The 21,396-nt window shown below is 63.9% G+C and carries 20 protein-coding genes; 6 read left to right on the top strand and 14 right to left on the bottom strand.

The genetic code is table 11. From position 1 onward, the window contains the following. Window position 1 precedes the first annotated feature (1 nt). Window positions 2-1,186, bottom strand: a complete 1,185-nt coding sequence (locus ACLIKD_RS16080) for a phosphoglycerate kinase (RefSeq protein ID WP_428825844.1) — start codon at window positions 1,184-1,186, stop codon at window positions 2-4. Between the two features lie 25 nt (window positions 1,187-1,211). Further along, the gene (locus tag ACLIKD_RS16075; RefSeq protein WP_428825843.1) at window positions 1,212-2,261 is read right to left on the bottom strand and encodes a type I glyceraldehyde-3-phosphate dehydrogenase; all 1,050 of its coding nucleotides are present in this window, start codon (window positions 2,259-2,261) and stop codon (window positions 1,212-1,214) included. A 209-nt stretch (window positions 2,262-2,470) separates the two neighbouring features. Between ACLIKD_RS16075 and ACLIKD_RS16070 the strand changes: the two genes are divergently transcribed. Then, on the top strand, window positions 2,471-3,013 hold the full coding sequence (locus tag ACLIKD_RS16070) for a hypothetical protein (RefSeq protein ID WP_428825842.1): 543 nt from the start codon (window positions 2,471-2,473) through the stop codon (window positions 3,011-3,013). Window positions 3,014-3,200: 187 nt separating this feature from the next. Here the strand turns inward: ACLIKD_RS16070 and gap are convergent, their stop codons facing one another. From gap to ACLIKD_RS16040, 6 genes are all read right to left on the bottom strand, one after another. Beyond that, window positions 3,201-4,217 carry a type I glyceraldehyde-3-phosphate dehydrogenase gene (gap, locus tag ACLIKD_RS16065; protein WP_226417251.1) on the bottom strand — a complete coding sequence of 339 codons (1,017 nt, stop codon included), beginning with the start codon at window positions 4,215-4,217 and terminating at the stop codon, window positions 3,201-3,203. Window positions 4,218-4,249: 32 nt separating this feature from the next. After that, on the bottom strand, window positions 4,250-6,256 hold the full coding sequence (gene tkt, locus ACLIKD_RS16060; RefSeq protein WP_428825841.1) for a transketolase: 2,007 nt from the start codon (window positions 6,254-6,256) through the stop codon (window positions 4,250-4,252). 108 nt (window positions 6,257-6,364) lie between these two features. Further along, a complete protein-coding gene (locus tag ACLIKD_RS16055) occupies window positions 6,365-7,015 on the bottom strand; it encodes a hypothetical protein (RefSeq protein WP_428825840.1) in 651 nt (216 codons plus the stop codon). Window positions 7,016-7,058: 43 nt separating this feature from the next. Continuing rightward, window positions 7,059-8,072: a class 1 fructose-bisphosphatase gene (locus ACLIKD_RS16050; RefSeq protein ID WP_428825839.1), complete on the bottom strand. Its 1,014-nt coding sequence runs from the start codon at window positions 8,070-8,072 to the stop codon at window positions 7,059-7,061. Window positions 8,073-8,105: 33 nt separating this feature from the next. Further along, window positions 8,106-10,583, bottom strand: a complete 2,478-nt coding sequence (locus ACLIKD_RS16045) for an EAL domain-containing protein (RefSeq protein ID WP_428825838.1) — start codon at window positions 10,581-10,583, stop codon at window positions 8,106-8,108. A gap of 110 nt (window positions 10,584-10,693) precedes the next feature. Beyond that, window positions 10,694-11,251, bottom strand: coding sequence for a thioredoxin family protein (locus ACLIKD_RS16040; protein WP_428825837.1), 558 nt, complete (start codon window positions 11,249-11,251; stop codon window positions 10,694-10,696). Window positions 11,252-11,292: 41 nt separating this feature from the next. On the opposite strand from ACLIKD_RS16040, the gene ACLIKD_RS16035 reads away from it, so the two are divergent. From ACLIKD_RS16035 to ACLIKD_RS16020, 4 genes are read left to right on the top strand one after another with little or no spacing between them, the layout of a single operon-like run. Continuing rightward, complete coding sequence (locus ACLIKD_RS16035; protein WP_226417245.1) at window positions 11,293-12,030, top strand: 16S rRNA (uracil(1498)-N(3))-methyltransferase; 738 nt, start codon at window positions 11,293-11,295, stop codon at window positions 12,028-12,030. 3 nt (window positions 12,031-12,033) lie between these two features. Then, window positions 12,034-13,542 (top strand): polyphosphate:AMP phosphotransferase, encoded by a 1,509-nt coding sequence (gene pap / locus ACLIKD_RS16030; protein WP_428825836.1) that lies wholly within the window; start codon window positions 12,034-12,036, stop codon window positions 13,540-13,542. Next, window positions 13,539-14,858, top strand: a complete 1,320-nt coding sequence (argA, locus tag ACLIKD_RS16025) for an amino-acid N-acetyltransferase (protein ID WP_428825835.1) — start codon at window positions 13,539-13,541, stop codon at window positions 14,856-14,858. The genes pap and argA overlap by 4 nt, the downstream gene beginning before the upstream one ends. A gap of 30 nt (window positions 14,859-14,888) precedes the next feature. Then, entirely contained in the window at window positions 14,889-15,161 is a 273-nt protein-coding gene (locus ACLIKD_RS16020; protein ID WP_226417242.1) for an oxidative damage protection protein, read from the top strand. 47 nt (window positions 15,162-15,208) lie between these two features. Here ACLIKD_RS16020 and ACLIKD_RS16015 read toward each other — a convergent pair whose 3' ends face one another. Next, on the bottom strand, window positions 15,209-15,379 hold the full coding sequence (locus tag ACLIKD_RS16015) for a hypothetical protein (RefSeq protein WP_226471662.1): 171 nt from the start codon (window positions 15,377-15,379) through the stop codon (window positions 15,209-15,211). Window positions 15,380-15,617: 238 nt separating this feature from the next. Here ACLIKD_RS16015 and ACLIKD_RS16010 point away from each other — a divergent pair, with 238 nt between their 5' ends. Continuing rightward, a complete protein-coding gene (locus ACLIKD_RS16010; RefSeq protein WP_428825834.1) occupies window positions 15,618-17,645 on the top strand; it encodes a methyl-accepting chemotaxis protein in 2,028 nt (675 codons plus the stop codon). On the opposite strand, the gene ACLIKD_RS16005 is transcribed toward ACLIKD_RS16010, so the two are convergent. The 5 genes from ACLIKD_RS16005 to ACLIKD_RS15985 form a co-directional block, all read right to left on the bottom strand. Further along, entirely contained in the window at window positions 17,626-18,075 is a 450-nt protein-coding gene (locus ACLIKD_RS16005) for a GNAT family N-acetyltransferase (protein ID WP_226417239.1), read from the bottom strand. The genes ACLIKD_RS16010 and ACLIKD_RS16005 overlap by 20 nt on opposite strands. Window positions 18,076-18,091: 16 nt before the next feature. Then, the gene (locus tag ACLIKD_RS16000; protein WP_226417238.1) at window positions 18,092-18,322 is read right to left on the bottom strand and encodes a hypothetical protein; all 231 of its coding nucleotides are present in this window, start codon (window positions 18,320-18,322) and stop codon (window positions 18,092-18,094) included. 77 nt (window positions 18,323-18,399) lie between these two features. Continuing rightward, window positions 18,400-18,870: a chemotaxis protein CheX gene (locus ACLIKD_RS15995; RefSeq protein ID WP_226417237.1), complete on the bottom strand. Its 471-nt coding sequence runs from the start codon at window positions 18,868-18,870 to the stop codon at window positions 18,400-18,402. A gap of 3 nt (window positions 18,871-18,873) precedes the next feature. After that, on the bottom strand, window positions 18,874-19,260 hold the full coding sequence (locus ACLIKD_RS15990) for a response regulator transcription factor (protein ID WP_428825833.1): 387 nt from the start codon (window positions 19,258-19,260) through the stop codon (window positions 18,874-18,876). Next, complete coding sequence (locus ACLIKD_RS15985; RefSeq protein WP_428825832.1) at window positions 19,257-21,323, bottom strand: ATP-binding protein; 2,067 nt, start codon at window positions 21,321-21,323, stop codon at window positions 19,257-19,259. The genes ACLIKD_RS15990 and ACLIKD_RS15985 overlap by 4 nt, the downstream gene beginning before the upstream one ends. Window positions 21,324-21,396: the final 73 nt, after the last annotated feature.

Genomic DNA, 21,396 nt, shown 5'->3' with positions numbered 1-21,396 from the left:
CCTAGCCTTTCGCCCGTTCTTCGAGTACGGCAATGGCCGGCAACGTCTTGCCTTCGAGGAATTCCAGGAAGGCGCCGCCGCCGGTCGAGATGTAGCCGACGTCGTCGGCGATGTTGAACTTGGCGATGGCGGCCAGGGTGTCGCCGCCGCCGGCGATCGAGAAGGCTTCGGAGTGGGCGATGGCGGAAGCCAGCATCTTGGTGCCGCCGGCGAACTGCGGCAGCTCGAAGACGCCGACCGGGCCGTTCCAGACGATGGTGCCGGCATTGGCGATGATTTCCGACAGCTTGGCGGCGCTTTTCGGGCCGATGTCGAGAATGCGGTCGTTGGCGTGCACGTCGTCGACCGGAATCTTGTTGGCGCGGGCCAGCGCCGAGACTTCGTCGGCGACCACGACATCGGTCGGCAGCGGCACTTCGGCGCCGCGTTCCTTCATGATGTCCATGATGACGTGGGCTTCCTTGACCAGGTCGGGTTCGGCCAGCGAGTGGCCGATGCGCTTGCCGTCGGCGAGCAGGAAGGTGTTGGCGATGCCGCCGCCGACGATCAGCTGGTCGACCTTGCTGGCCAGCGATTTGAGAATGGTCAGCTTGGAGGAAACCTTGGAGCCGCCGACGATGGCCACCAGCGGGCGCTTCGGATTGAGCAGGGCCTTGGTCAGGGCGTCGATTTCGGCGCCCATCAGCATGCCGGCGCAGGCCACCGGGGCATACTTGGCGATGCCATGGGTGGTCGCTTCGGCACGGTGCGCGGTGCCGAAGGCATCGTTGACGAAAATGTCGCAGAGCTTGGCCATCTTCTGGGCCAGTTCTTCGTTGTTCTTCTTTTCGCCCTTGTTGACGCGGCAGTTTTCGAGCAGGACGACTTCGCCCGGCTTGACTTCGAAGCCGCCATCGACCCAGTCCTGGATCAGGCGGACCGGAACGTGCAGCATCTGGCCGAGACGGACGGCGACCGGGGTCAGGCTGTCTTCATGGCGCAGTTCGCCTTCGGTCGGCCGGCCGAGGTGGGAGGTGACCATGACCGCGGCGCCCTTTTCCAGGCAATACTTGATCGACGGCAGCGAGGCGCGGATGCGGGTGTCCTCGGTGATGTTGCCGGCTTCGTCCTGTGGCACGTTCAAGTCGGCGCGGATGAACACGCGTTTGCCGGAAACATCGAGGTCGGTGAGTTTGATGACGTTCATTGTTATCTCCAGAGTTTGAATTTAGTTATTCGGGTTTGGGCCAGTGGCGCGACCAGTGCTTGGCCACTTCCAGCATCCGGTTGGCGAAACCCCATTCGTTGTCGAACCAGACGAACAGGTTGACCAGGTGCGTCCCGGCGGTGCGCGTCTGACTGCCATCGACAATAGCCGAATGTGGGTCGTGATTGAAGTCGATCGAGGCGTGGGCGGCTTCGGAATAGGCCAGCAGGCGCTTCAGCGGGCCACGCGCCGCCTCGGCCAGCAGCAGGTTGATGCTGTGAGCGGAAACCGGGCGCTCGGTGCTGACCGTCAGGTCGATGGCCGAGACGTTCAGGGTCGGGACGCGGATCGCCTTGGCCTGGACGCGGCCGGTCAGTTGCGGCAGCAGGCGTTCGACGCCGCGGGCCAGGCCGGTGGACACCGGAATGATCGACTGCATGGCGGAGCGGGTGCGGCGCAGATCGTCGTGGTGGTAACCGTCGATCAGCGGCTGATCGTTCATCGCCGAATGCAGCGTGGTCAGCAGCACCTGGTCGATGCCGACTTCGCGGTCGAGCAGGTCGAGCACCGGGACGATGGCGTTGGTCGTGCAGGAGGCGGCCGAGACCAGGCGCTCGCTGCCGTTCAGGCTGTTCTGGTTGATGCCGTTGACGATCGTCGCATCGACGTCCTCGGCGCTGAATCCGGGGTGGGACAACAGCAGGCGCGGACAGCCGGCGGCAAGAAAGCGCGACAGGTCGGCGCGTTGGCCGTAGGCGCCGGAGCATTCAATCAGCAGGTCGATTTCGTGACCGTACCAATCGACATCTTCCGGCCTCCGGGCGTGATCGACTGCAATCGTTTGGCCGTTGATCAGCAGGCAGTTTTCACCCGTTTCCACTTGGCCGGTAAAGCGGCCGTGCGTCGAATCGAAGCGAGTCAGATAGGCCATGCTCTCCAGGTTGGCTGGTTCGTTGATGGCGACGATCAGGAAATTGTTTTTTTCCGGAGATTCGAGCAGGGCTCTCAGGAAACAGCGGCCGATACGACCGTAACCATTGATCGCGAGGCGAAGGGGTCGATTGAGGCCGGTCACGCATGCCAGTGAGAAGTAATTGAAGCGAGAGATTTTACAGGGTTGCGAGCGGAAATTCGATTTTTGTCGGGGCGGCAAAAGACTGCCGGTAGGGCCGGCAGGAGATGCCGGATGGAAATGGCAATTTTGCCGGTTCGCGGCGCGGGAAGGCGAATTAGCAACTTGGTGCGGAATTTGCAGTGCTTTAGATATTTGCTCGGGAGTAAATCATGAAAGTCGTTTTGGGACTGAATAGCGAATTGACCGCCCATTTGCGCAACGTCAGCCAGAAGTCGTCGGCCGGCGATTTTTCCGCGATATTCGGGCGAGCCATCGAAGCCGTCAGCGCCGGCCAGTCGGTGCAGGTGGCCGCTTCTACGGCGAGTGCTACTGGTAGCAGCAGCGCAGATGCGGCGCAAACGACGGTTGCGGTCAGCGCGCGGGACAAGCTGCTGGCCGATCTCGACGACTATCTGAAGAAGACGCCGGCCGAACACATGCGCGATGCAATCATGGCTGAATTGGGCATAACGGAAGAAGATCTGAAAGCCATGCCGCCGGAGAAGCAGGCGGCGGTCGAGGCTGAGATCAGCAAGCGGATTCAGGAAAGAATGGTAGGCCGCGATGAAAGCCCGGATGCCGAGGCGGACCGGCAATTGTCGGCCAGTACGGTGATCGGTACCGTCGCTGCGGCGGCGGCTACAGCCGCGGCAACGGCCACCTCGGGTGCGGCCGGCGCGTTTGTCGCGTCGCTATTTGCCGGCAAGAGCTGAGGGGCGGGAATTTCCCGCGCCGGCCGGGGCTCCGCGGCGAGCGGCCGACGGTAAGGAGAAGCGGCGCGCGGAATTCAAGGGCGGCCCTTCGTTCCACTTTTACGTATCGGGCACCGCGCGTTTCGCGGCGCCAATACGACTTGCCCCGCCGGAGCGGGGCAAGACAGCGTCGTCCGAACAGCCGGAATTACTTGGCGTTCATCCAGGCGCGGGCGGCATCGAGCATGCGGCAGGAATAGCCCCACTCGTTGTCGTACCAGGCCAGAACCTTGACCAGGTTGCCGTCCATGACGCGGGTCTGGGTCGCATCGAAGGTCGACGAAGCCGGGTCGTGGTTGAAGTCGGAGGAGACCAGCGGGTCGTTGTTGACAGCCAGCACGCCCTTCAGCGCGCCTTGCGAAGCGGCGGTCATCAGCTCGTTGATTTCTTCCTTGGTGGTCGGCCGTTCGGCGGTGAAGGTCAGGTCGACCAGCGAAACGTTGATCGTCGGAACGCGCAGCGCGAAACCATCGACCCGGCCTTTCAGGGCCGGCAGCACGAGGCCGACAGCCTTGGCGGCGCCGGTCTTGGTCGGGATGATGTTCTGCGCACCGGCGCGGGCCCGGCGCAGGTCCTTGTGGCGCACGTCGACCAGCACCTGGTCGTTGGTGTAGGCGTGGATCGTCGTCATCAAACCTTTCTTGATGCCGATGTTGTCCTGCAGCACCTTGGCCACCGGAGCCAGGCAGTTGGTCGTGCACGAGGCGTTGGAAACGACGGTCATTTGCTGGGTCAGCAGGTTGTCGTTGACGCCATAAACGATGGTCGCATCGACGTCGTCACCGCCCGGGGCGGAAATCAGCACGCGCTTGGCGCCCTGGTCGAGCAGGGCCTGGGCCTTGGCCTTCGAGGTGTAGGAGCCGGTGCATTCGAGCAGTACGTCGACGCCGTGCTCGGCCCAGTTGATGTCCTTCGGATTCTTGGTGGAATAGAAGGGGATGCGCTTGCCGTTGATGATGATGGTGTTTTCGCCATCCGTTTCGACCGGGGTGCGGAAACGACCGTGCGTCGTATCGTACTTGGTCAGGTGGGCATTGGTCTGAAGGTCGCCGGAAGCATTGATCGCGACGATTTCGAATTCGTTCTCCAGACCCAGTTCGTAAATGGCGCGCAGCGTGCAGCGACCAATCCGACCATACCCGTTGATACCGACCTTGATAGCCATGAAACCTCTCCTCTAAATGAAACCGTTAAAAATCAGGACAGCAGCGCCTTGGCCGTGCTCACCACGTTGCCGACCGTAAAGCCGAACATCTCGAACAACTGGTTGGCCGGGGCGGATTCGCCGAAGCGGTCGATGCCGATCACGGCGCCGTGCAGGCCGACATACTTGCGCCAAAAATCGGGGTGGGCCGCTTCGATGGCGATGCGCTTCTTGCAGCAGCCGAGCACGGCGGTCTTGTAGTCGGCGCTCTGCCGGTCGAAGACGTTGCTACAGGGCATCGAGACGACGCGGGCGGCGATGCCTTCGCCGGCCAGCGCGGCCTGGGCATCGAGGGCCAGCTTGATTTCGGAGCCGGTGGCGATCAGCGTGATCTGGGCTTCGCCGTCGGCCTCGGACAGCACGTAGCCGCCCTTGCGGATGTTCTCGTCGGCAATCTTGGCGGTGACGGTCGGCAGGTTCTGGCGCGACAGGGCCAGGACGCTCGGGCCGTCGGTGCGGTCGATGGCGGCCGTCCAGGCAATCGCCGTTTCGGTCGCGTCGGCCGGACGCCAGACGTCGAGGTTCGGAATGATGCGCAGGCTGGGGATGTGCTCGACCGGCTGGTGCGTCGGGCCGTCTTCGCCGAGACCGATGGAATCATGGGTATACACCATGATCTGCCGTTGTTTCATCAGCGCCGCCATGCGTATGGCGTTGCGGGCGTAGTCGGAGAAGACCAGGAAGGTCGCGGTGTAGGGCACCAGGCCGCCGTGCAGCGCGAGGCCGTTGGCGATCGCGGTCATGCCGAATTCGCGGACGCCGTAGTAGCAGTAGTTGCCGCCTTCCGTCTTGGTGACGCCCTTGCTGCCCTTGACGAAAGTCAGGTTGGAACCGGCCAGGTCGGCCGAGCCGCCGAAGATTTCCGGCACGGCCGGGACCAGCGCGGTGATGGCGTTCTGCGAAGCCTTGCGGGTGGCGATGTTCTCGGCCTTGGCACGGCAGCTGGCGATGTAGTCGGCCTTGGTGGCTTCCCAGCTGGCCGGCAGTTGGCGGTTGATGACGCGCCGTTCGAACTCGGCGGCTTCGGCCGGGAAGGCAGCCTGGTAGGCCGCGAAGCGGGTCGTCCAGTTCTCTTCGAAGATGGCGCCGCGCGGCTTGCCGTTCCAGGCTGCGTAGACGTCGCCCGGGATTTCGAAGGGGGCGTGGTTCCAGCCGATGTAGGCGCGGGCCGCAGCGATTTCGTCCTTGCCGAGCGGGGCGCCGTGGCAGTCGTGGCTGCCTTGCTTGTTCGGGGCACCCATGCCGATGGTCGTCTTGCAGCAGATCAGGCTGGGCTTGTCGGTCACTGCCTTGGCGGCGAGCAGGGCGCGTTCGATGGCCTCGCTGTCATGGCCGTCGACGTCGGCGATGACGTGCCAGCCGTAGGCTGCGAAGCGGCCCGGCGTGTTGTCGGTGAACCAGCCTTCGACATGGCCGTCGATCGAGATGCCGTTATCGTCCCAGAAGGCGATCAGCTTGCCGAGGCCGAGCGTGCCGGCCAGCGAGCAGGCTTCGTGCGAAACGCCTTCCATCAGGCAGCCGTCGCCGAGGAAGACATAGGTGTGGTGATTGACGATCTCGTGGCCGGGCTTGTTGAACTCGGCGGCGAGAACGTGTTCGGCGAGCGCGAAGCCGACGGCGTTGGTGATGCCCTGGCCGAGCGGCCCGGTCGTCGTTTCGATCCCGGCGGTGTAGCCGAATTCCGGGTGGCCCGGGGTCTTGGCGTGCAGTTGGCGAAAATTCTTCAGATCGTCGATCGACAGATCGTAGCCGGTCAGGTGGAGCAGCGCATAAACCAGCATCGAGCCGTGACCGTTCGACATCACGAAACGGTCGCGGTCCGGCCAGTGCGGGTTGGCCGGGTTGTGGCGCAACTGGCGACGCCAGAGCACTTCAGCAATTTCGGCCATGCCCATCGGCGCGCCGGGGTGGCCGGAATTGGCCTGCTGCACGGCATCCATGGCCAGGGCGCGGATGGCACCGGTCAGGGGAGAAAACTTGCGGGGGGTGCTGACGCTCATGATCCGGAATTCCAGCCTGCTGAAAAGGTGAAATTATCCGGGAAATGGCCTCATTTGGGTAGGGTTGTCTGCGTTTCCGGCAGGTATTGCACCTGCCGGAAGGCCGGTTTAGATGTTTGGATCGTAGTTGATCATCATCAGAACGCCGCGGCCGCCACCGATCCCGCCGCCGGTGTAGGAAACGCTGCCCTGGCCGCGATAGACGATTTCATAACGCGTGCTGTCGCTGCCGAAGTAGAAGGGGATGAAGGCCTTGGCGGTCGGGTGGGCGCGGACCTCGTGGCTGGTTCCGAGGATGCGTTCAACTTCGCCTTGGTCCATGCCGATCTGCAGCTTGGCCCACTTGCTGTTGGCCGGAATGTTGCCGTACACCTCGCCTTCGAAGGTGCCGTCGCGCGACTTGACGACGCGCGGCTTGCCCGCTTCGGCCGGTTTGGCGGTTTCCTTGGCGGCCGGCGCCGGGGCGGCAGCCACGGGTTCGGCAGTCTTGACGGTGGTCGCGCCGGCCTTGCTCTTGGCCGGTTCGCAATCGACCGCTGGCGTCGCGGCTTTCTTGCTGGCCTTGGTTTTGGCCGTCGTCTTTTTCTTGGCCGTCGGTTCGGGCGGACATTCCGGCTTGCTGGCAACGGCCGTTGCTGCCGGGGCCGGGGTCGAGGTGGCCGTCGGCGCGGCGGCCGGCTCGGGCTTGCTTTCCTTGCTGGCGCAGCCGGCGCCGATAGCGGCTGCGGCAATGATCAGGGCGAGTGTGCGGGCGTGCATGGGAGGATTCCTTCAGTTGGGCGACGAGGCAATTTACCTCAAATCAGCTGCCGTGATAGCCGGTGACGCGCGCGACCTCGTTTTTCGAGCCGAGGATGACCGGCACGCGCTGATGCAACTTGCCCGGGACGATGTCGAGGATGCGCTGGCGGCCCGTGGTGGCGGCCCCGCCGGCCTGCTCGACCAGCATCGCCATCGGGTTGGCTTCATACATCAGGCGCAGCTTGCCGCCCTGGGCCTTGATCTTGCTGTCGAGCGGGTACATGAAGATGCCGCCGCGCGTCATGATGCGATGCACGTCGGCGACCATCGAGGCGACCCAGCGCATGTTGTAGTCCTTGCCGAGCGGGCCTTCCTTGCCGGCCTGCATTTCGGCGACATAGCGTTGCACCGGGGCTTCCCAGAAGCGCTGGTTGGCCATGTTGATGGCGAATTCCTGGGTATCGGCCGGGATCTGCACCTGGTCCTGGGTCAGCACGAAACTGCCTTGCTCGCGGTCGAGGGTGAACACCGCGACGCCGTCGCCGACGGTCAGCACCAGCAAGGTGGTCGGGCCATAGACGGCATAGCCGGCGGCAACCTGGGCGGTGCCCGGTTGCAGGAAAGCGGCTTCGGCGGCGGCCGGGGTGGACAGGTCGGCGCCTTCCGGGCATTTCAGCACCGAGAAGATGGTACCGATCGAGACATTGACGTCGATGTTCGACGAGCCGTCGAGCGGGTCGAAGGTCAGCAGGTATTCGCCTTTGGGAAAGCGGTGCGGCACCAGGTGCGGCAGGTCCATTTCCTCGGAGGCCATGGCCGCCAGATGACCGCCCCATTCGTTGGCTTCGAGCAGGATGTCGTTCGACAGCACGTCGAGTTTCTTCTGCGCCTCGCCCTGGATGTTGTCGCTGCCCGCCTCGCCGAGTACGCCGCCGAGGCCGCCCTTGCCGATGGCGACGGAAATGGCCTGACAGGCCCGGGAAACGATTTCGAGCAGGAACTTGAGGTCGGCGGTGATGACGCCCTTGTCGCGTTGTTCCTCGGTGAGATAGCGTGCCAGCGTGCCCTGTGCCATGACGGCCCCCTGAAATGACGAAAGGGGCGGATTTTACCCTGCGAGGTCGCGGGCGTGCAGAAAGGCGAACGCCGCAGCGCTGTTCAGCGGCTTGCTGAACAGATAGCCCTGCACTTCGTCGCAGCCGTTGGTGCGCAGCAGTTCGAGCTGGTCTTCGGTTTCGACGCCTTCGGCAATGACGTTGAGGCCGAGCGAATGGGCCAGGGCGATAGTGCCGAAGGCAATCGCCCGGTCATTCAGGTCGTGTTCGATATCGGCGACGAAGGAACGGTCGATCTTCAGGTGGTCGATCGGAAACAGCTTCAGGTAGGCGAGCGAGGAATAGCCGGTGCCGAAATCGTCGATGGCCAGCGAAATACCCATGCGGCCGAGGCGCTGCAGGATCAGCACGGCTTCTTCCGGGTTTTCCATCACCGAGCTTTCGGTAATTTCGAGTTCCAGCAGTTCGGCCGGCAGTCCGGATTCGGCCAGCGCGCCGGCCACCGTTTCGCAGAAGTCGCGGCGCCGCAGCTGTCTGGCCGACACGTTGACGGCGATGCGGATCGGCTTCAGGCCGGCGTCGATCCAGTGCTTCATCTCGCGGCAGGCAGTGAGCAGCACCCATTCGCCGATCTCGACGATGATCCCGGTTTCTTCGGCGACCGGGATGAAACGATCCGGGGCGATCATGCCGTCGGTCGGGTGGTGCCAGCGGACCAGCGCTTCGACGCCGGTGGCGTGCGAACTGTCGGCCCTGAACTGTGGCTGGAAACACAGGGCCAGTTCGTTGCGGGCGATGGCGTGGCGCAGCTTGCGCTCGATGTCGAGGCGCTCGGCGGTAACGCGGTTCATCTCGGCCGCGAAGAACTGGTAGTTGTTCCGGCCGGCCGCCTTGGCGTGGTACATCGCGGTGTCGGCGTTCTTCAGGATCGTGTCGCCGTCCGGGCCGTCGTCGGGGAAGATGCTGATGCCGATCGACGGACTGGTGTGCAGTTCGTGCCCCTCGGCCTCGATCGGCGTGGACAGTGCGGCGACGATCTTGCTCGCGACAATCGCCGCATCGGCGGGCGTGGTGATGGCGGGCAGGATGACGACAAATTCGTCGCCGCCCAGGCGAGCCACGAAATCGGTTTCGCGGACGACGCCCGCCAGCCGGCTGGCGACCTCGCGCAACAGTTCGTCGCCGACCTGATGGCCGAGCGTGTCATTGATGATCTTGAAGCGATCGAGATCGATGAACATGATCGCGATGCTCCACTTGTGGCGCCGGGCCTCCGGCAGCAGCTGGGCGAGGCGCATCAACAGGGCGAGGCGGTTGGGCAGGCCGGTCAGCGCATCGTGCTGGGCGATATGGCGCATCCTTTCTTCGGCCTGCTTGCGCTCGGTGATGTCGGCAATAATCCAGATGTAGTGCGCGGCGTCGCCGCTGTGCTGATCGTCGACGCGGGTGATGCGGATGCCGGCCGGAAAATCGTCGCCGCACTTCGGGGTGATTTCCAGTTCGCCGTTCCATGAACCGCGCAGCGAAATATTCTCCCGGAAGCTCTCCGGCGTTTCGTCATGGTTCGGGCTGATCAGCCCGAATACCGTCCGGCCCTGCAGTTCGTCGAGCTGGTAACCGGTCATCTGGGTGGTGGCCGGATTGATCGATAAAATCCGATGTGCCTCGTCGGTAAAGATGATGCCGGCCGGCGTGTGGGTGAAAACCTTCTGTGCCAGATGGTCGCGCTCGGCACTGTGCCGCTGTTCGGTGATGTCGGTATATACCGTGACGAAACTGCCGTCGGCCAGCGGCACGCCGCGGATATCGAGGGTCTTGCCGTTCGGCCGGGTGCGTTCCATCCGGTGGGCGGTCGGTGGGTTGGCGCGGGCCAGCAGGTTCTGGACGATGGTTTCCGGATCGCCCGGCCCATATTCGCCGCGCCCGGCGTTGAAGCGGAATATTTTTTCCAGGGTGACCGGTGTCTGTTCGATCAGCGACGGGGGCAAGCCGAGCAGATCGACGAATTCCTGATTGTGCAGAATCAGCTTCTGCTCCCGGTCGAACAGGCTGACCGCGCTCGGAATGCTCTCGATGACCGTCTGCAGCAGGTCGTGCTGGGCGCGCAAGTCCTGCTCGGCGGCCTTGCGTTCGGTGATGTCGGTGTAGGTGGTGATGAATCCGGTCAGCTGGCCATCGATGAACAGTGGTTCGCCCTGGACCAGGTGGGTCCGGCCGCTCGGCCGGGTGCGCTCGAAGCAATGGCCTTCGAATTGCAGGGCCTGCGCGGTCTTCCGCTGGATGTGTTCCTCGACGTCGCCCGGACCGTATTCGCCGCGCATCGCCGGAATGCGGATCAGATCGGCGAACGGAACGCCTTCGTATACCGCCTCGGCCGGCAGGTTGAGGACGTCGATAAATCCCTGGTTCCAGACCCGCAGACGCAGGTTCTCGTCAAACACACTAATGCCCTGCGGCATGCTCGACATGACCGCTTGCAGGTAGAGGTATTTGCGCCGGGATTCAGCGGTAGTCGACGAAGATGCGTCCAAGGATTCCAAATCGGCAATTTAATAATTTGCACAATTTTCAATGATAGCCCAAGCCCAAGGGGCCAGACATGAGCTGGCTCAGGTTTTTTGACTGTTTCCCGAGCCGCGCCCTAGGCCGTCTTCCACTTGATCGAGCAGCCGATGGACGCCGTCTGCTCGCTTGGTCCGCGCCCGCTGCGGGCAATCTCCGCCATCGCCGCGAACAGTTCGCGGTGAGCCTCCGGTGGTGCGGGATTGCGGCCGGAGGCATCGAGCCGGCCGCGATACTGCAGTTCCAGGCCGGCGTTGTAACCGAAGAAATCGGGCGTGCACACGGCGCCGTAGGCGCGGGCGACGTCCTGGTTTTCGTCGTAGAGATAAGGAAAGGGAAAGGCCAGTTCGGTTGCCCAGCGGCGCATCGCTTCCGGCGAATCCTCGGGGTAGGCCGCGACATCGTTGCTCATGATGGCGACGCAGCCGATGCCGTGCCCGGCCAGTTCGCGGCAGTCGCGAATCAGACGGTCGATGATCGCCTTGACGTAGGGGCAATGATTGCAGATAAACATCACCAGCAAACCGTTCGGGCCGCGGCAACTGGCCAGCGTATGGCGCTTGCCGTCGGTGCCTGGGAGGTCGAAGTCGATGGCCGGTTGGCCAAAATTGCATAATGGTGGGTTCAAGGCGACCATGTTTCTCCACTCCAAAACTCATTTCACCCATAATAGCATTGATGAATATGCCCCGATTTTACTGTCGTGAAGCGCTCTCGCCGGGGGCGCACGTTGAACTTCCCGAACCCGTGGCGCGCCATGCCGTCCGCGTCCTGCGCCTGCCGCCAGGGGCGCCGATGGTGCTCTTTGACGGCCGCGGCGGCGAATACCCGGCGCACATCGAACGGATCGAGCGCGACCGCGTGCTGGCCGAGCTGGGTGCCTGGCGTGACGTCGAGCGCGAGTCGCCGCTGGCGATCACGCTGGTGCAGGCCCTGCAGGCCGGCGAGAAGATGGATTACACGATCCAGAAGGCCGTCGAACTGGGCGTTCGCCACATCGTACCGGTTGAAAGCCGGCGCAGTGTCATGCGTCTGGCCGGCGAACGGGCCGGCAAGCGGGTGGCCCATTGGCAGGGCGTGGTCGCTTCGGCCTGCGAGCAATGCGGCCGCAATCAGGTGCCGCTGGTCGCGCCGCTGGAAAAACTCGAAAACTGGTTGGCTCGGCCGGCCCCGGCCGGGCTGCGCCTGATGCTGGCGCCGGATGCCGAGCAGGCGCTGGTGGCCTTGCCGCCGGCGACGGAAATTCAACTGCTGATCGGTTCCGAGGGGGGACTCGATCCGCAGGAAATGATCGCGGCCAGACAGGCGGGTTTCCAGGCGGTTCGCCTGGGGCCGCGCGTCCTCCGTACGGAAACGGCAGGGCTGGCCGCGCTGGCGGCGATGCAGGCCTTGTGGGGCGATTTCAGGGAGGGGTAGGAAATGTTCGAATCAGCAGAGCTGGGTCACAGGATCGACAAGGAAACCTTCAAGAAGGAGGTGCCGAAACTGCGCGCCGCCTTGCTCGATGCGCAGTACGACATGCTCGAGAAAAAGGAGTTTCCGGTCGTCATCCTGATTAGCGGGGTGGATGGCAGCGGCAAAGGGGAAACCATCAACCTGCTCTACTCGTGGATGGATCCGCGGCATATCTCGACGCTGGCTTTCTCGGCGCCGAGCGACGAGGAGGTTTCGCGGCCCTATATGTGGCGTTACTGGCAAGCCTTGCCGCCCAAGGGCAAGGTCGGTATTTTTGCCGGTTCGTGGTATTCGCAGCCGATCACCGACCGGATCACCGGCAAGATGCGGCGCTCGGAAATGGACGAGCGGCTGGACGATATCAATCGCTTCGAGGCGATGCTGGTCAACGAAGGGGCGCTGGTTCTCAAGTTCTGGTTCCATCTCTCCAAGGACGGCCAGAAGCAGCGCCTGAAAGCGCTGGAGAAGGATCCGCACACCGCCTGGCGGGTGACCAAGGAAAGCTACGATCGCCTGAAAACCTACGGCAAGCTGCAGGAAGTGGCCGGCCACGTGCTGCGCGTTACCAATACGGCACATGCGCCGTGGATCATTGTCGAAGGCACCGATGACGAATACCGTTCGTTGACCGTCGGGCGGATCGTCCTCGATTCGATGCAGCGCCGGCTGCGCCAGGAAGGCCGGCAGATGGTGCCGGTGGCGCCGCCCATCGTGCATCCGATCGACCAGAAGAATGTGCTCAGCGCGCTGGATTTGAAGCTGAAACTGGACAAAAAGGATTACGAGAGCCAACTGGCCAAATACCAGGCCCGGCTCTCGGAACTGGTGCGCGATCCGCGTTTTGTCGGCAAGCGTTCGCTGGTGGTTGTCTTCGAAGGTTCGGACGCGGCCGGCAAGGGCGGCAGCATCCGGCGGATCGGCGCGGCAATGGATGCCCGGCAATACCAGATCGTCCCGATTGCCGCCCCGACCGAGGAAGAGCGGGCCAAGCCCTATCTCTGGCGCTTCTGGCGGCATCTGCCGCGGATCGGCCGGGCGGCGATTTTCGACCGTTCGTGGTACGGCCGCGTCCTGGTCGAGCGGGTCGAGGGATTCTGTACCGAGCCCGACTGGTTACGGGCCTATGCCGAGATCAACGATTTCGAGCATCAGATGGTCGAAGCCGGGGTGATCGTCATCAAGTTCTGGCTGCAGATCAGTGCCGACGAGCAGTTGCGTCGCTTCAAGGAGCGTCAGGACACCGAGTTCAAACGTTTCAAGATCACCGACGAGGATTGGCGCAATCGCGAGAAGTGGGATGAATATGTCGCCGCCGTGTGCGACATGGTTGACCGCACCTCGACCGGCTTGGCACCGTGGACGCTGGTCGAGGCCAACGACAAGAACTACGCCCGGGTTAAAGTACTGAAAACGGTTTGCGAGCGCTTGGAAAATGCGCTGAAAGACGACAACGGAAAATATACACAGCAATGAGCGACACCCCTTACGACGAGCATTTCGTTTCCTGGTTCCGGGCCGTCACGCCCTATATCAACGCATTTCGCGGCAAGACTTTCGTCATCGCCTTCGGCGGCAAGGCGGTGGCCAGCGAGTTCGCCAAGACGCTGGCCTACGACGTTAACCTGCTGGTCAGCCTGGGTATCCGGCTGGTCATGGTGCATGGTGCGCGACCGCAGATCGAGGAAGAGCTGCGCGAAAAGAATCTCGAGTCGATCTATCACCGCGGTTACCGGGTGACCGATGCCGAGGCGCTCGACTGCGTGCTCGACGCGGTGGGCAGCGTCTATCTCGAAATCGAGGCGATGCTGTCGCAAGGCTTGCCGAACACACCGATGGCCAACAGCCGGATTCGCGTCATCGGCGGCAATTTCATTACCGGCCAGCCGATCGGCGTCCTCGACGGCATCGACATGCAGTACGCCGGCAAGGTGCGCAAGGTCGATAGCGAGGGCATCAATGCCCAGCTCGGGCTCGGCAACATCGTGCTGCTCAACTGCGAAGGGCCGTCGCCGACCGGCGAGATCTTCAACCTGCAGATGGAAGAGGCGGCTGAAGCGGTGGCCGTCGCCATCCGCGCCGACAAGCTGGTCTATCTGACCGATAGCCTGGGCGTCACCAGCGAGGCTGGCGAACTGCTCGACGCGATGACCGCCGACGAAGTGGCCGAGTTGCTGGTCGGCGGCGAATGGCTGTCGCCCGACATCAGGCGCTACCTGCCGTGCGCCGTCCGGGCCACCCGCACCGGCGTCGGCCGGGTCCATCTGATCAGCTACGAACAGGATGGCGCGCTGCTCCGTGAGTTGTTCACCCATGACGGCGTCGGCACCGTTGTCACCCGCGAATCGCTGGAAAACGTCCGCGAAGCGAAGCCCGACGACATCGCAGCGCTGATCGCGCTGATCGAGCCGATGGAGCAGGAGGGCATCCTGGTGCACCGGCCGCGCGAATTGCTCGAACGCGAAATCGATCATTTCTCGGTCATGCTGCACGACGGCATCATGGTCGGCTGCGCCGCGCTTTATCCGCATTCGGAGGAAGAGGCCGAGCTCGCCTGCCTGGCGGTCAGCCACGAGCACCGCGAATGGGGCTATGGCGAGTTGCTGATGAAGCGCATCGAGCAGCGGGCCCGCAAGATGGGCGTCAAGCGCCTGTGCGTGCTGACGACGCGGACCGAGCACTGGTTCGTCGAGCGCGGCTTCAAGCTGGGTACGGTCGATGACCTGCCGGCCAAGAAACGCGATATGTACAACTATCAGCGGCGTTCTAAGGTGCTCTTCAAGACTTTATAATTCGCCGCATCACCCCCCACGGAGTTTCACATGGCACGTACTGTCAATTGCATCAAACTCGGCCGCGAGGCTGAAGGTCTGGATCAGCCGCCCTACCCGGGCGCCCTCGGCCAGCGCATTTTCGAATCGGTCTCGAAAGAGGCCTGGCAGCAATGGATCAAGATGCAGACCATGCTGATCAACGAGAATCGTCTCAACCTGGTCGATGCGAAGCATCGCAAGTATCTGGCCGAACAGCTGGAGAAGCACTTCTTCGGCGAAGGCGCCGACCAGATTCAGGGCTACGTTCCGCCGAAGTCCTGATCCGGCAGCGCCCAGCAGAAAATCCCGCCCCGGCGGGATTTTTCGTTTCAGGGGAGCTTGTTCAGCGCGAACAGCAGCAACGCGCTGCCCGGAATGGCGGCAATCGCCAGACGAAAGCCGGTGCGTCGGATGCCGCCGGCAAATTCCTCGATGAACTGCTCCATGCCATCGAACAATTCGGGAAAGCTGGCGATGTCGCTACGGTCATTCTTTTCCATCACGGCTTCCTCGGCTGGGGAGAGCGGCGATCGGCCAGCCCGCCAGGCGGTCGGCCAAGGGCTGGGCGGGGTGGGCGACAGCGAAGCAAGCGTTTGGCATGGCGTCTTTCCGGGTAGGCAATGTCATCAACTATTACCATGCAATATTGCAGGGTCGTGACGCCGGAAGCGGTGTCACAATACCTTAACAAAGTCGCCCTACGGTGTCGGCCGTACATCGTCATCTCGGGGTTTCTTAGTGTTGAAAATTGGATCGGGTGTTCTACTCGGCAGACTCGGCTTTCGCGGATTTTTCCTGGCGATCGCCCTGGTATTTACGGTTGCCTTTCTCCTTGTCGCCTTGCCGCATCTGCTCTTGCGTTGGGAGGCCATGCAGGCGGTCGAAGCGCGCCTCGCCTCGCTGCAGCAGCTTGCGGCGCCGCGCCAGCTATTGCTTGACTTGCGCCAGCGGCGGACCCGGCTGTTCCTGGCCGGCGCCGGCGATGCCAAGGCGGCCGCCGGGTTGTCGGGAAAAATGCCGGCCACTGCCGTACCCCCGGCCTTTGCCGAAAAGGCGGCGAACCTGCTGGCGATTACGCCGGACGAGAGCAGCGGCCGCAAGCGCTTGCCGATCTTCACCAGTTTCGGCGTGGTCATTGCCGAGCTGCAGCAGCATATCGTCGAGCAGTTCGGCGGCGCCGGCAGCATGCCGGCCGGCAGCAACCTGCCGGCCCTCGCCGATCTCTGGCTCAACGACCTGCCATTGCTCAGCGAAGCGCTGGCCCGGCTCGAAGTATTGGCCGGCGTCTCGGTGCGCGAAGGCATGGTGGCGGAGCGCCTGCGCTCCGAACTGTCAGCTTCGGTCGCCGTGGCCTCGCATGCCCTGGTCAAGTTGCGCCGCGATCTCGAGCCGCTGGCCGGGGCCAGTCCGACCCTCGGCGAACTCAATGCCCAGGTTGCGCTCCTCGACGCCCAGCTGGAGCTGACCCGTACCGTGGCTTATGGTCTGGCGCTGAGCGATACGGCTTATACCATCGATGAAATCGACCGGGCGATCAGCCAGCCGCTGGCCCGGGCCGATGACATGCTCCGACAGAGCGAGCGGGCCATGCTCGATGCGCTGGGCGATGAATTGATCCTGGCCCAGCGCCATCTGTTGGTTACCGTGCTGGTCATTGTCGGCAGCATGTTGCTGTCCTGTGGCGGCCTGTATCTTGCCTATGCCCGCCTGGCTTCGAGCATCGAGGAACTGGCGCGCGGCGCCAAGCAACTGGCGACCGGCGATCTGTCGGTGGTCATCGAACTGGCCGGGCAGGACGAGCTGCAACGCATTGCCGCATCGCTGCGCGAAGTGCGCGACGGCATGTGCAAGCTGGTCGGCGAGGTGGTCAACAGCGCCCAGGCGATGACCAGCGGTTCGCTGTCCTTCGCCCAGACGGCCGGGGCTTCCGCCGAGCGGGCCCGGCAGCAGGAGCAGGACACGCTGCATGTCGTCCAGGCGGTCGAGGAAGCCGGCCGGCAGGTTGCCGAAATCGCCCTGGCCGCCGGCGAGAGCGATGCAGTGGCGCGCAGTTCCGACGATCTGGCGACCTCCGGCATGGCTTCGGTCAGTCTGGCCAAAAGTTCGTTGGAAGAAATGAGCGCCGACATCGTCCTCGCGACGGCTTCGCTCGACCGCATGGAGAGCGAGACGCAGCAGGTGTCGTCGGTGGTCGCGGTGATCGCCGGCATTGCCGAGCAGACCAACCTGCTTGCCCTGAATGCGGCGATCGAGGCGGCGCGGGCTGGCGAGAGCGGCCGGGGCTTTGCCGTGGTGGCCGACGAAGTGCGCAAGCTGGCCGAACGGACGGCGCTCAGCACCAAGGAAATCGGCCAGATGATTCAGCGCATGCAGGGCATCGCCAGCGAAACGGCGGCCGCGGTGCGGACGGCGGCGACCCATGTGGCGAGCAGCAACGAGCGGGCCGGCGAGGCAACCGAAGCGATGAGCCGGGTCCGCGGTCAGGCCCGTCAGGTCGGCGCGGCCAGCACCCGGATCAGCAGCGCGCTGGCGACGCACCGGCGGGAAGCCGAACGGATCGAGACGCTGGTTGCCGGTATTGCCCGGTTGTCGCTGGAAAATGGCAAGAGCCTGGCGAGCGCCGCCGATTCGGCGCATCAGCTGGAAGGCCTGGCCGGCGACCTGCGTCAGGCGATCGGCCAGTTTCGCCTCGGCGGCGCGGCACCGGTGGTCGCGGCCGGGCGGCCCGGCTACCCGCTCTTCGCGGCTAGAACCGTCGCAGCATGAGGTGGCGGCCGTCCACCGTGCCCTTGCGGATATCGACGAAGCCGAGGCTGCGAAAGCGTTTGCAATGGCTGGTCGAGACGATGATCCGGCCGCTCGGGAAGTTCTTTTCCAGCCATTCGATGCGCGCCTTGATCAGGGCGCGGCCGATGCCCTGGCCGCGGCTTTCCGGGGCGACGGCGGAGAGGTAGAGCAGGTGGGTTTTGGCGGCCCAGTCGGCAGCCTTGACGCCGCCGACCGCGCGGATTTCGCCATCCTGGACGGCGATGAAGAATTGCCGGTAGAAAACCTTGTCGTTGCTGCGCAGTTCGTGGCCGACCCGCTCGGCGCTATAGCGCACCGGGTCGGCAAAGGCATTGACGATCAGCGTGGTGCAGGATTCGAGCAGCGCCGGGCTGCTCGCGTCCAGCGTGTCGATCCGCAGCTTGCCCATTGGCGGCCGGCCGGACTCAGGGCCCGTCGTGGCGGAGCAGCGAATGGCGTTCGGCGACCAGGCGCGAGTCTTCGCGGTTGTTGGCGGTTTGTTGCTGGCCGAAAGCGTCGCGTTCGCGCCGGCTGCACGCCGCCGCTTCGATGCTGCGAATGCAGCGCCAGCGTTCGCCCAGTTTGGTCTTGAACGGGCGCATCTGGGATTTTGGATGATGGACCCGGCAGCAGTAGCAAAACAGCATTTCAGTCATCGCAACCTCGTGGCAAGTTGAACTACCGGTAGTAGCTCTAAGCATGATAGCTCAATGTTTCCGGACGATGACGCTATTCATTCGCGGCTGTCGAGCTGTACCACGAGGTGCGCTTCGTAGCCATGCCAGCGTAGCGGGATGGCGTAGGGCAGCGAACTGGCGCGGGCGACGAAAGCCTTGGCGGCGCCGTCGAGCACGCGCGGCGGGGCAATCCCCAGGCCTTCGCCAAAATGGCGGCGGGCCTGGCCGGACAACGTGTTGGCGATTTCGCCGACGATGTCGCCATGGCGGTCGTCGGTAAATACCGATTCGCCCATTTTCAGCAGGACATGCGAGAGCAGGGCGCGCGGTGCCGAGAAGCAGATGCTGCCGGTGTAGTCGCCGCTGATTTCGATCAGGCCGTTGAAATCGTTCCAGACCGCCGGCGTATCGCGCTCGATCAGGAAAGCCGAGCGGACGCTGGCCGTTTCGCCGGTACAGGTGATGAAGAAATGGGTAATGGCTTCGGAAAAGACTTCGATGTCTTCCGGGCGTAATTTGACGTGCATCGCTTAGTCCATCAATTCGAGCAGTGATTCGAGCAGTTCGCTATCGGAGAACGGCTTGTGCAGAAAGCCGCACGCCCCTTTCTTGATGGCCCGCAGGGCGGTGGCCTTGTCGGCCAGCGCCGAGACGACCAGGATGCGGGTGTCCGGCAGAAAGGCGATGATCTGTTCGATGCAGGCTTCGCCGTCGAGCAGTGGCATGGTCAGGTCCATGGTGATCAGGTTCGGCTTGTTTTCGCGCGCCAGTTGGACCGCCATCGCACCATTGCCGGCCAGGCCGGCGATTGTGATGTGCGGCAGTTGCGGACTGTTGACCAGGCGGGCGATGCGCTGACGAATGATCGTCGAGTCATCGACGATCAGCATCCGGTGAGCGGGGCGTGGGGTGTTCATGCGGCCTTGATCTGCAGGATGAAGCGGGTGTGGGAGTTGGGGCGGGAGCTGATGCGCAGGCGCCCGCCGAGCTGGCGTAGCGCCTCCTTGACGACGCTCAGGCCGTCGCCGCGGCCGGCGTGCGGATGGGCGCTGTCGAGCGAACTGAAGCCCGGCTCGAACAGCGTGGCGATCACCTGCTCGTCGCTCAGTGCGGCGAGTTGCCCGGCGGTGAATAGCTGGCGGGCGAGCAGCACGCCCCGCAGGTGCTCGGCCGAGATGCCGCGGCCGTCGTCATGGACGCTCATGTTCAGCGTGCCGTCCGGCGTGCTGGCCAGTTCGAGGCGGACCAGGCCGCTCGCCGGCTTGCCGAGCCGTTGCCGTTCGGCCGGCGTTTCGATGCCATGCGCGATGGCATTGCGGATCAGCTGCGGCACCACTTCCTGGAGCAGGCCGGCGAGGGCGGGAGGCAAGCGGTCGAGGTGCGGCACGGCCGTCTCGAAGCGGATCTCCTTGTTCAGATCGTCCGCCACCTTTTTCGCATAGTGTTCGAGGCGCCGCAGGCTGTCGCCGAGCCGGTCGTCCGGCAAGTCGCCGGGCGTGCCGCGGGCGAATTGGCGGACACGGCGGACCACCGCTTCGACCTTGGTGATTTCGCCGAGCAGGCCGCTCAGGCCGACGGCCACCGGGATCAGGTCGTCGCCGGCGAGATTGTTACGGCGGCGCAGCGGCTGCAACAGCTCCTCGAAAGCATGCGCTTCGCGGGCGATGCTGGCGCAGCCGAGGGTTGCCGCCTCGCCCTTGAGGGCATGCACGTTGCGGGCGATGCGGTTGATCAGTTGCGGGTAGGCCTGGGCGCTCGGCTGGATGCCCTGCAGTTCGCCATTGATCAGTTGCAGCATGGCGGCGGCCCGGCCGAGGAAGGCGGCAACGTCCTCCGGATTGTGGTCGAGGACACCGAGCAGCAGCGCGATCTCGTTGTCGGCGCGCTCCTTGGCGCCGGCCAGTTCGCGTTCCAGGCGGATTTTCTGCGAGACGTCGAAAACGCTGACCAGCAGCGCGACGACTTGGCCGTTCTCGCGGATCTGGTCGAAGGCGAAGCTCAGGTGGCTCGGTCCCTTGCGCTGGCGCTGCTCGCTCAACAGTTCGATTTCCTGCAACGGGTTCAACTGTTCGAGCAGGTTCTGCTTCATTTTCGGGTTGAACAGCAGGTCGATGTAGTCCTTGGCCGCTGCAGCATTTTCCGGCGAAGTGAGGTGGCCGAGGAAGGCGTGAAAGTCGGCGCCGGCCAGCAGTTGCCGACCGAACAGGCGCTCCAGCGAAGCCGAGTGCTGATGGCCGACCAGCCGCTGGTCGGTGAGCAGGAACAAGCCTTCGCGCACGCTGCCCAGGATGCGCCCGGTTTCCTCGCGGGCGGCGGCGGTCTGGCGGTCGCTGGCGGCCAGTTTGCCGATGAACTTGAAGACGATGAAGATGAAGTTGAGGAAGGCCAGCGAGATGGCGATCGCCTGGATCAGGCGGACGGTGACCGTCTTTTGCCGGGCCATTTCCTCGAGGCTTTCGGTCAGGTCGTTGGCCTGCCGCGACAGCCGGTTGTTGCGAGTCACTGCCTTTTGCACCGCGGCACCGGCTGCCTCCGGGTCCGGCTCGGCATTGACCAGCAGTGGCCCGACTTCGCGGTCGATCGGTTCCCAGGTGTGGACGACCTGGGCCAGATGTTCGGCTGCCTCGGTCCGCAGGTTTTCCGGCTCGATCAGGCCGAGCGTCGGATGTTCGGCCAGCCGGCTCTCCAGCGTCCGGCGGGCATCGTCGAAGCCGAGGCGGGCCTCGGAGATTTCGGCCAGGCTCGACTGGCTCAGCAGCTCGTTGCGCAGATCGGCATCGAGGCTGAGCAGCCCTTTGGTCAGTTGCTGCGAATAGGTGCGGAGCAGGCCGGCCGTATTGATCAGGCGGGTGTCGGCCTCGATCTGCCGGGAGGTGTAGATATTGATGGCCGAGACGCCGGCATCGATAAGCAGGAACAGGCCGATGGCCAGGACCAGATCCCGGTATTTTCCAAAGAGCGCAGCCAGCAGGGTTTTCATGACAGCCTGACGAGAAACGGGCCGGCCAGCTTGCCGCGCGATCGTTACAGTATTGTGAAATGGCCTGCCCGGC

Source organism: Azonexus sp. IMCC34842, assembly GCF_050368855.1.
Classification (GTDB): Bacteria; Pseudomonadota; Gammaproteobacteria; order Burkholderiales; family Rhodocyclaceae; genus Azonexus; species Azonexus denitrificans_A.
The sequence above is the reverse complement of the archived record's forward strand: the minus strand, read 5'-3'. Positions and strand labels throughout refer to the sequence as shown.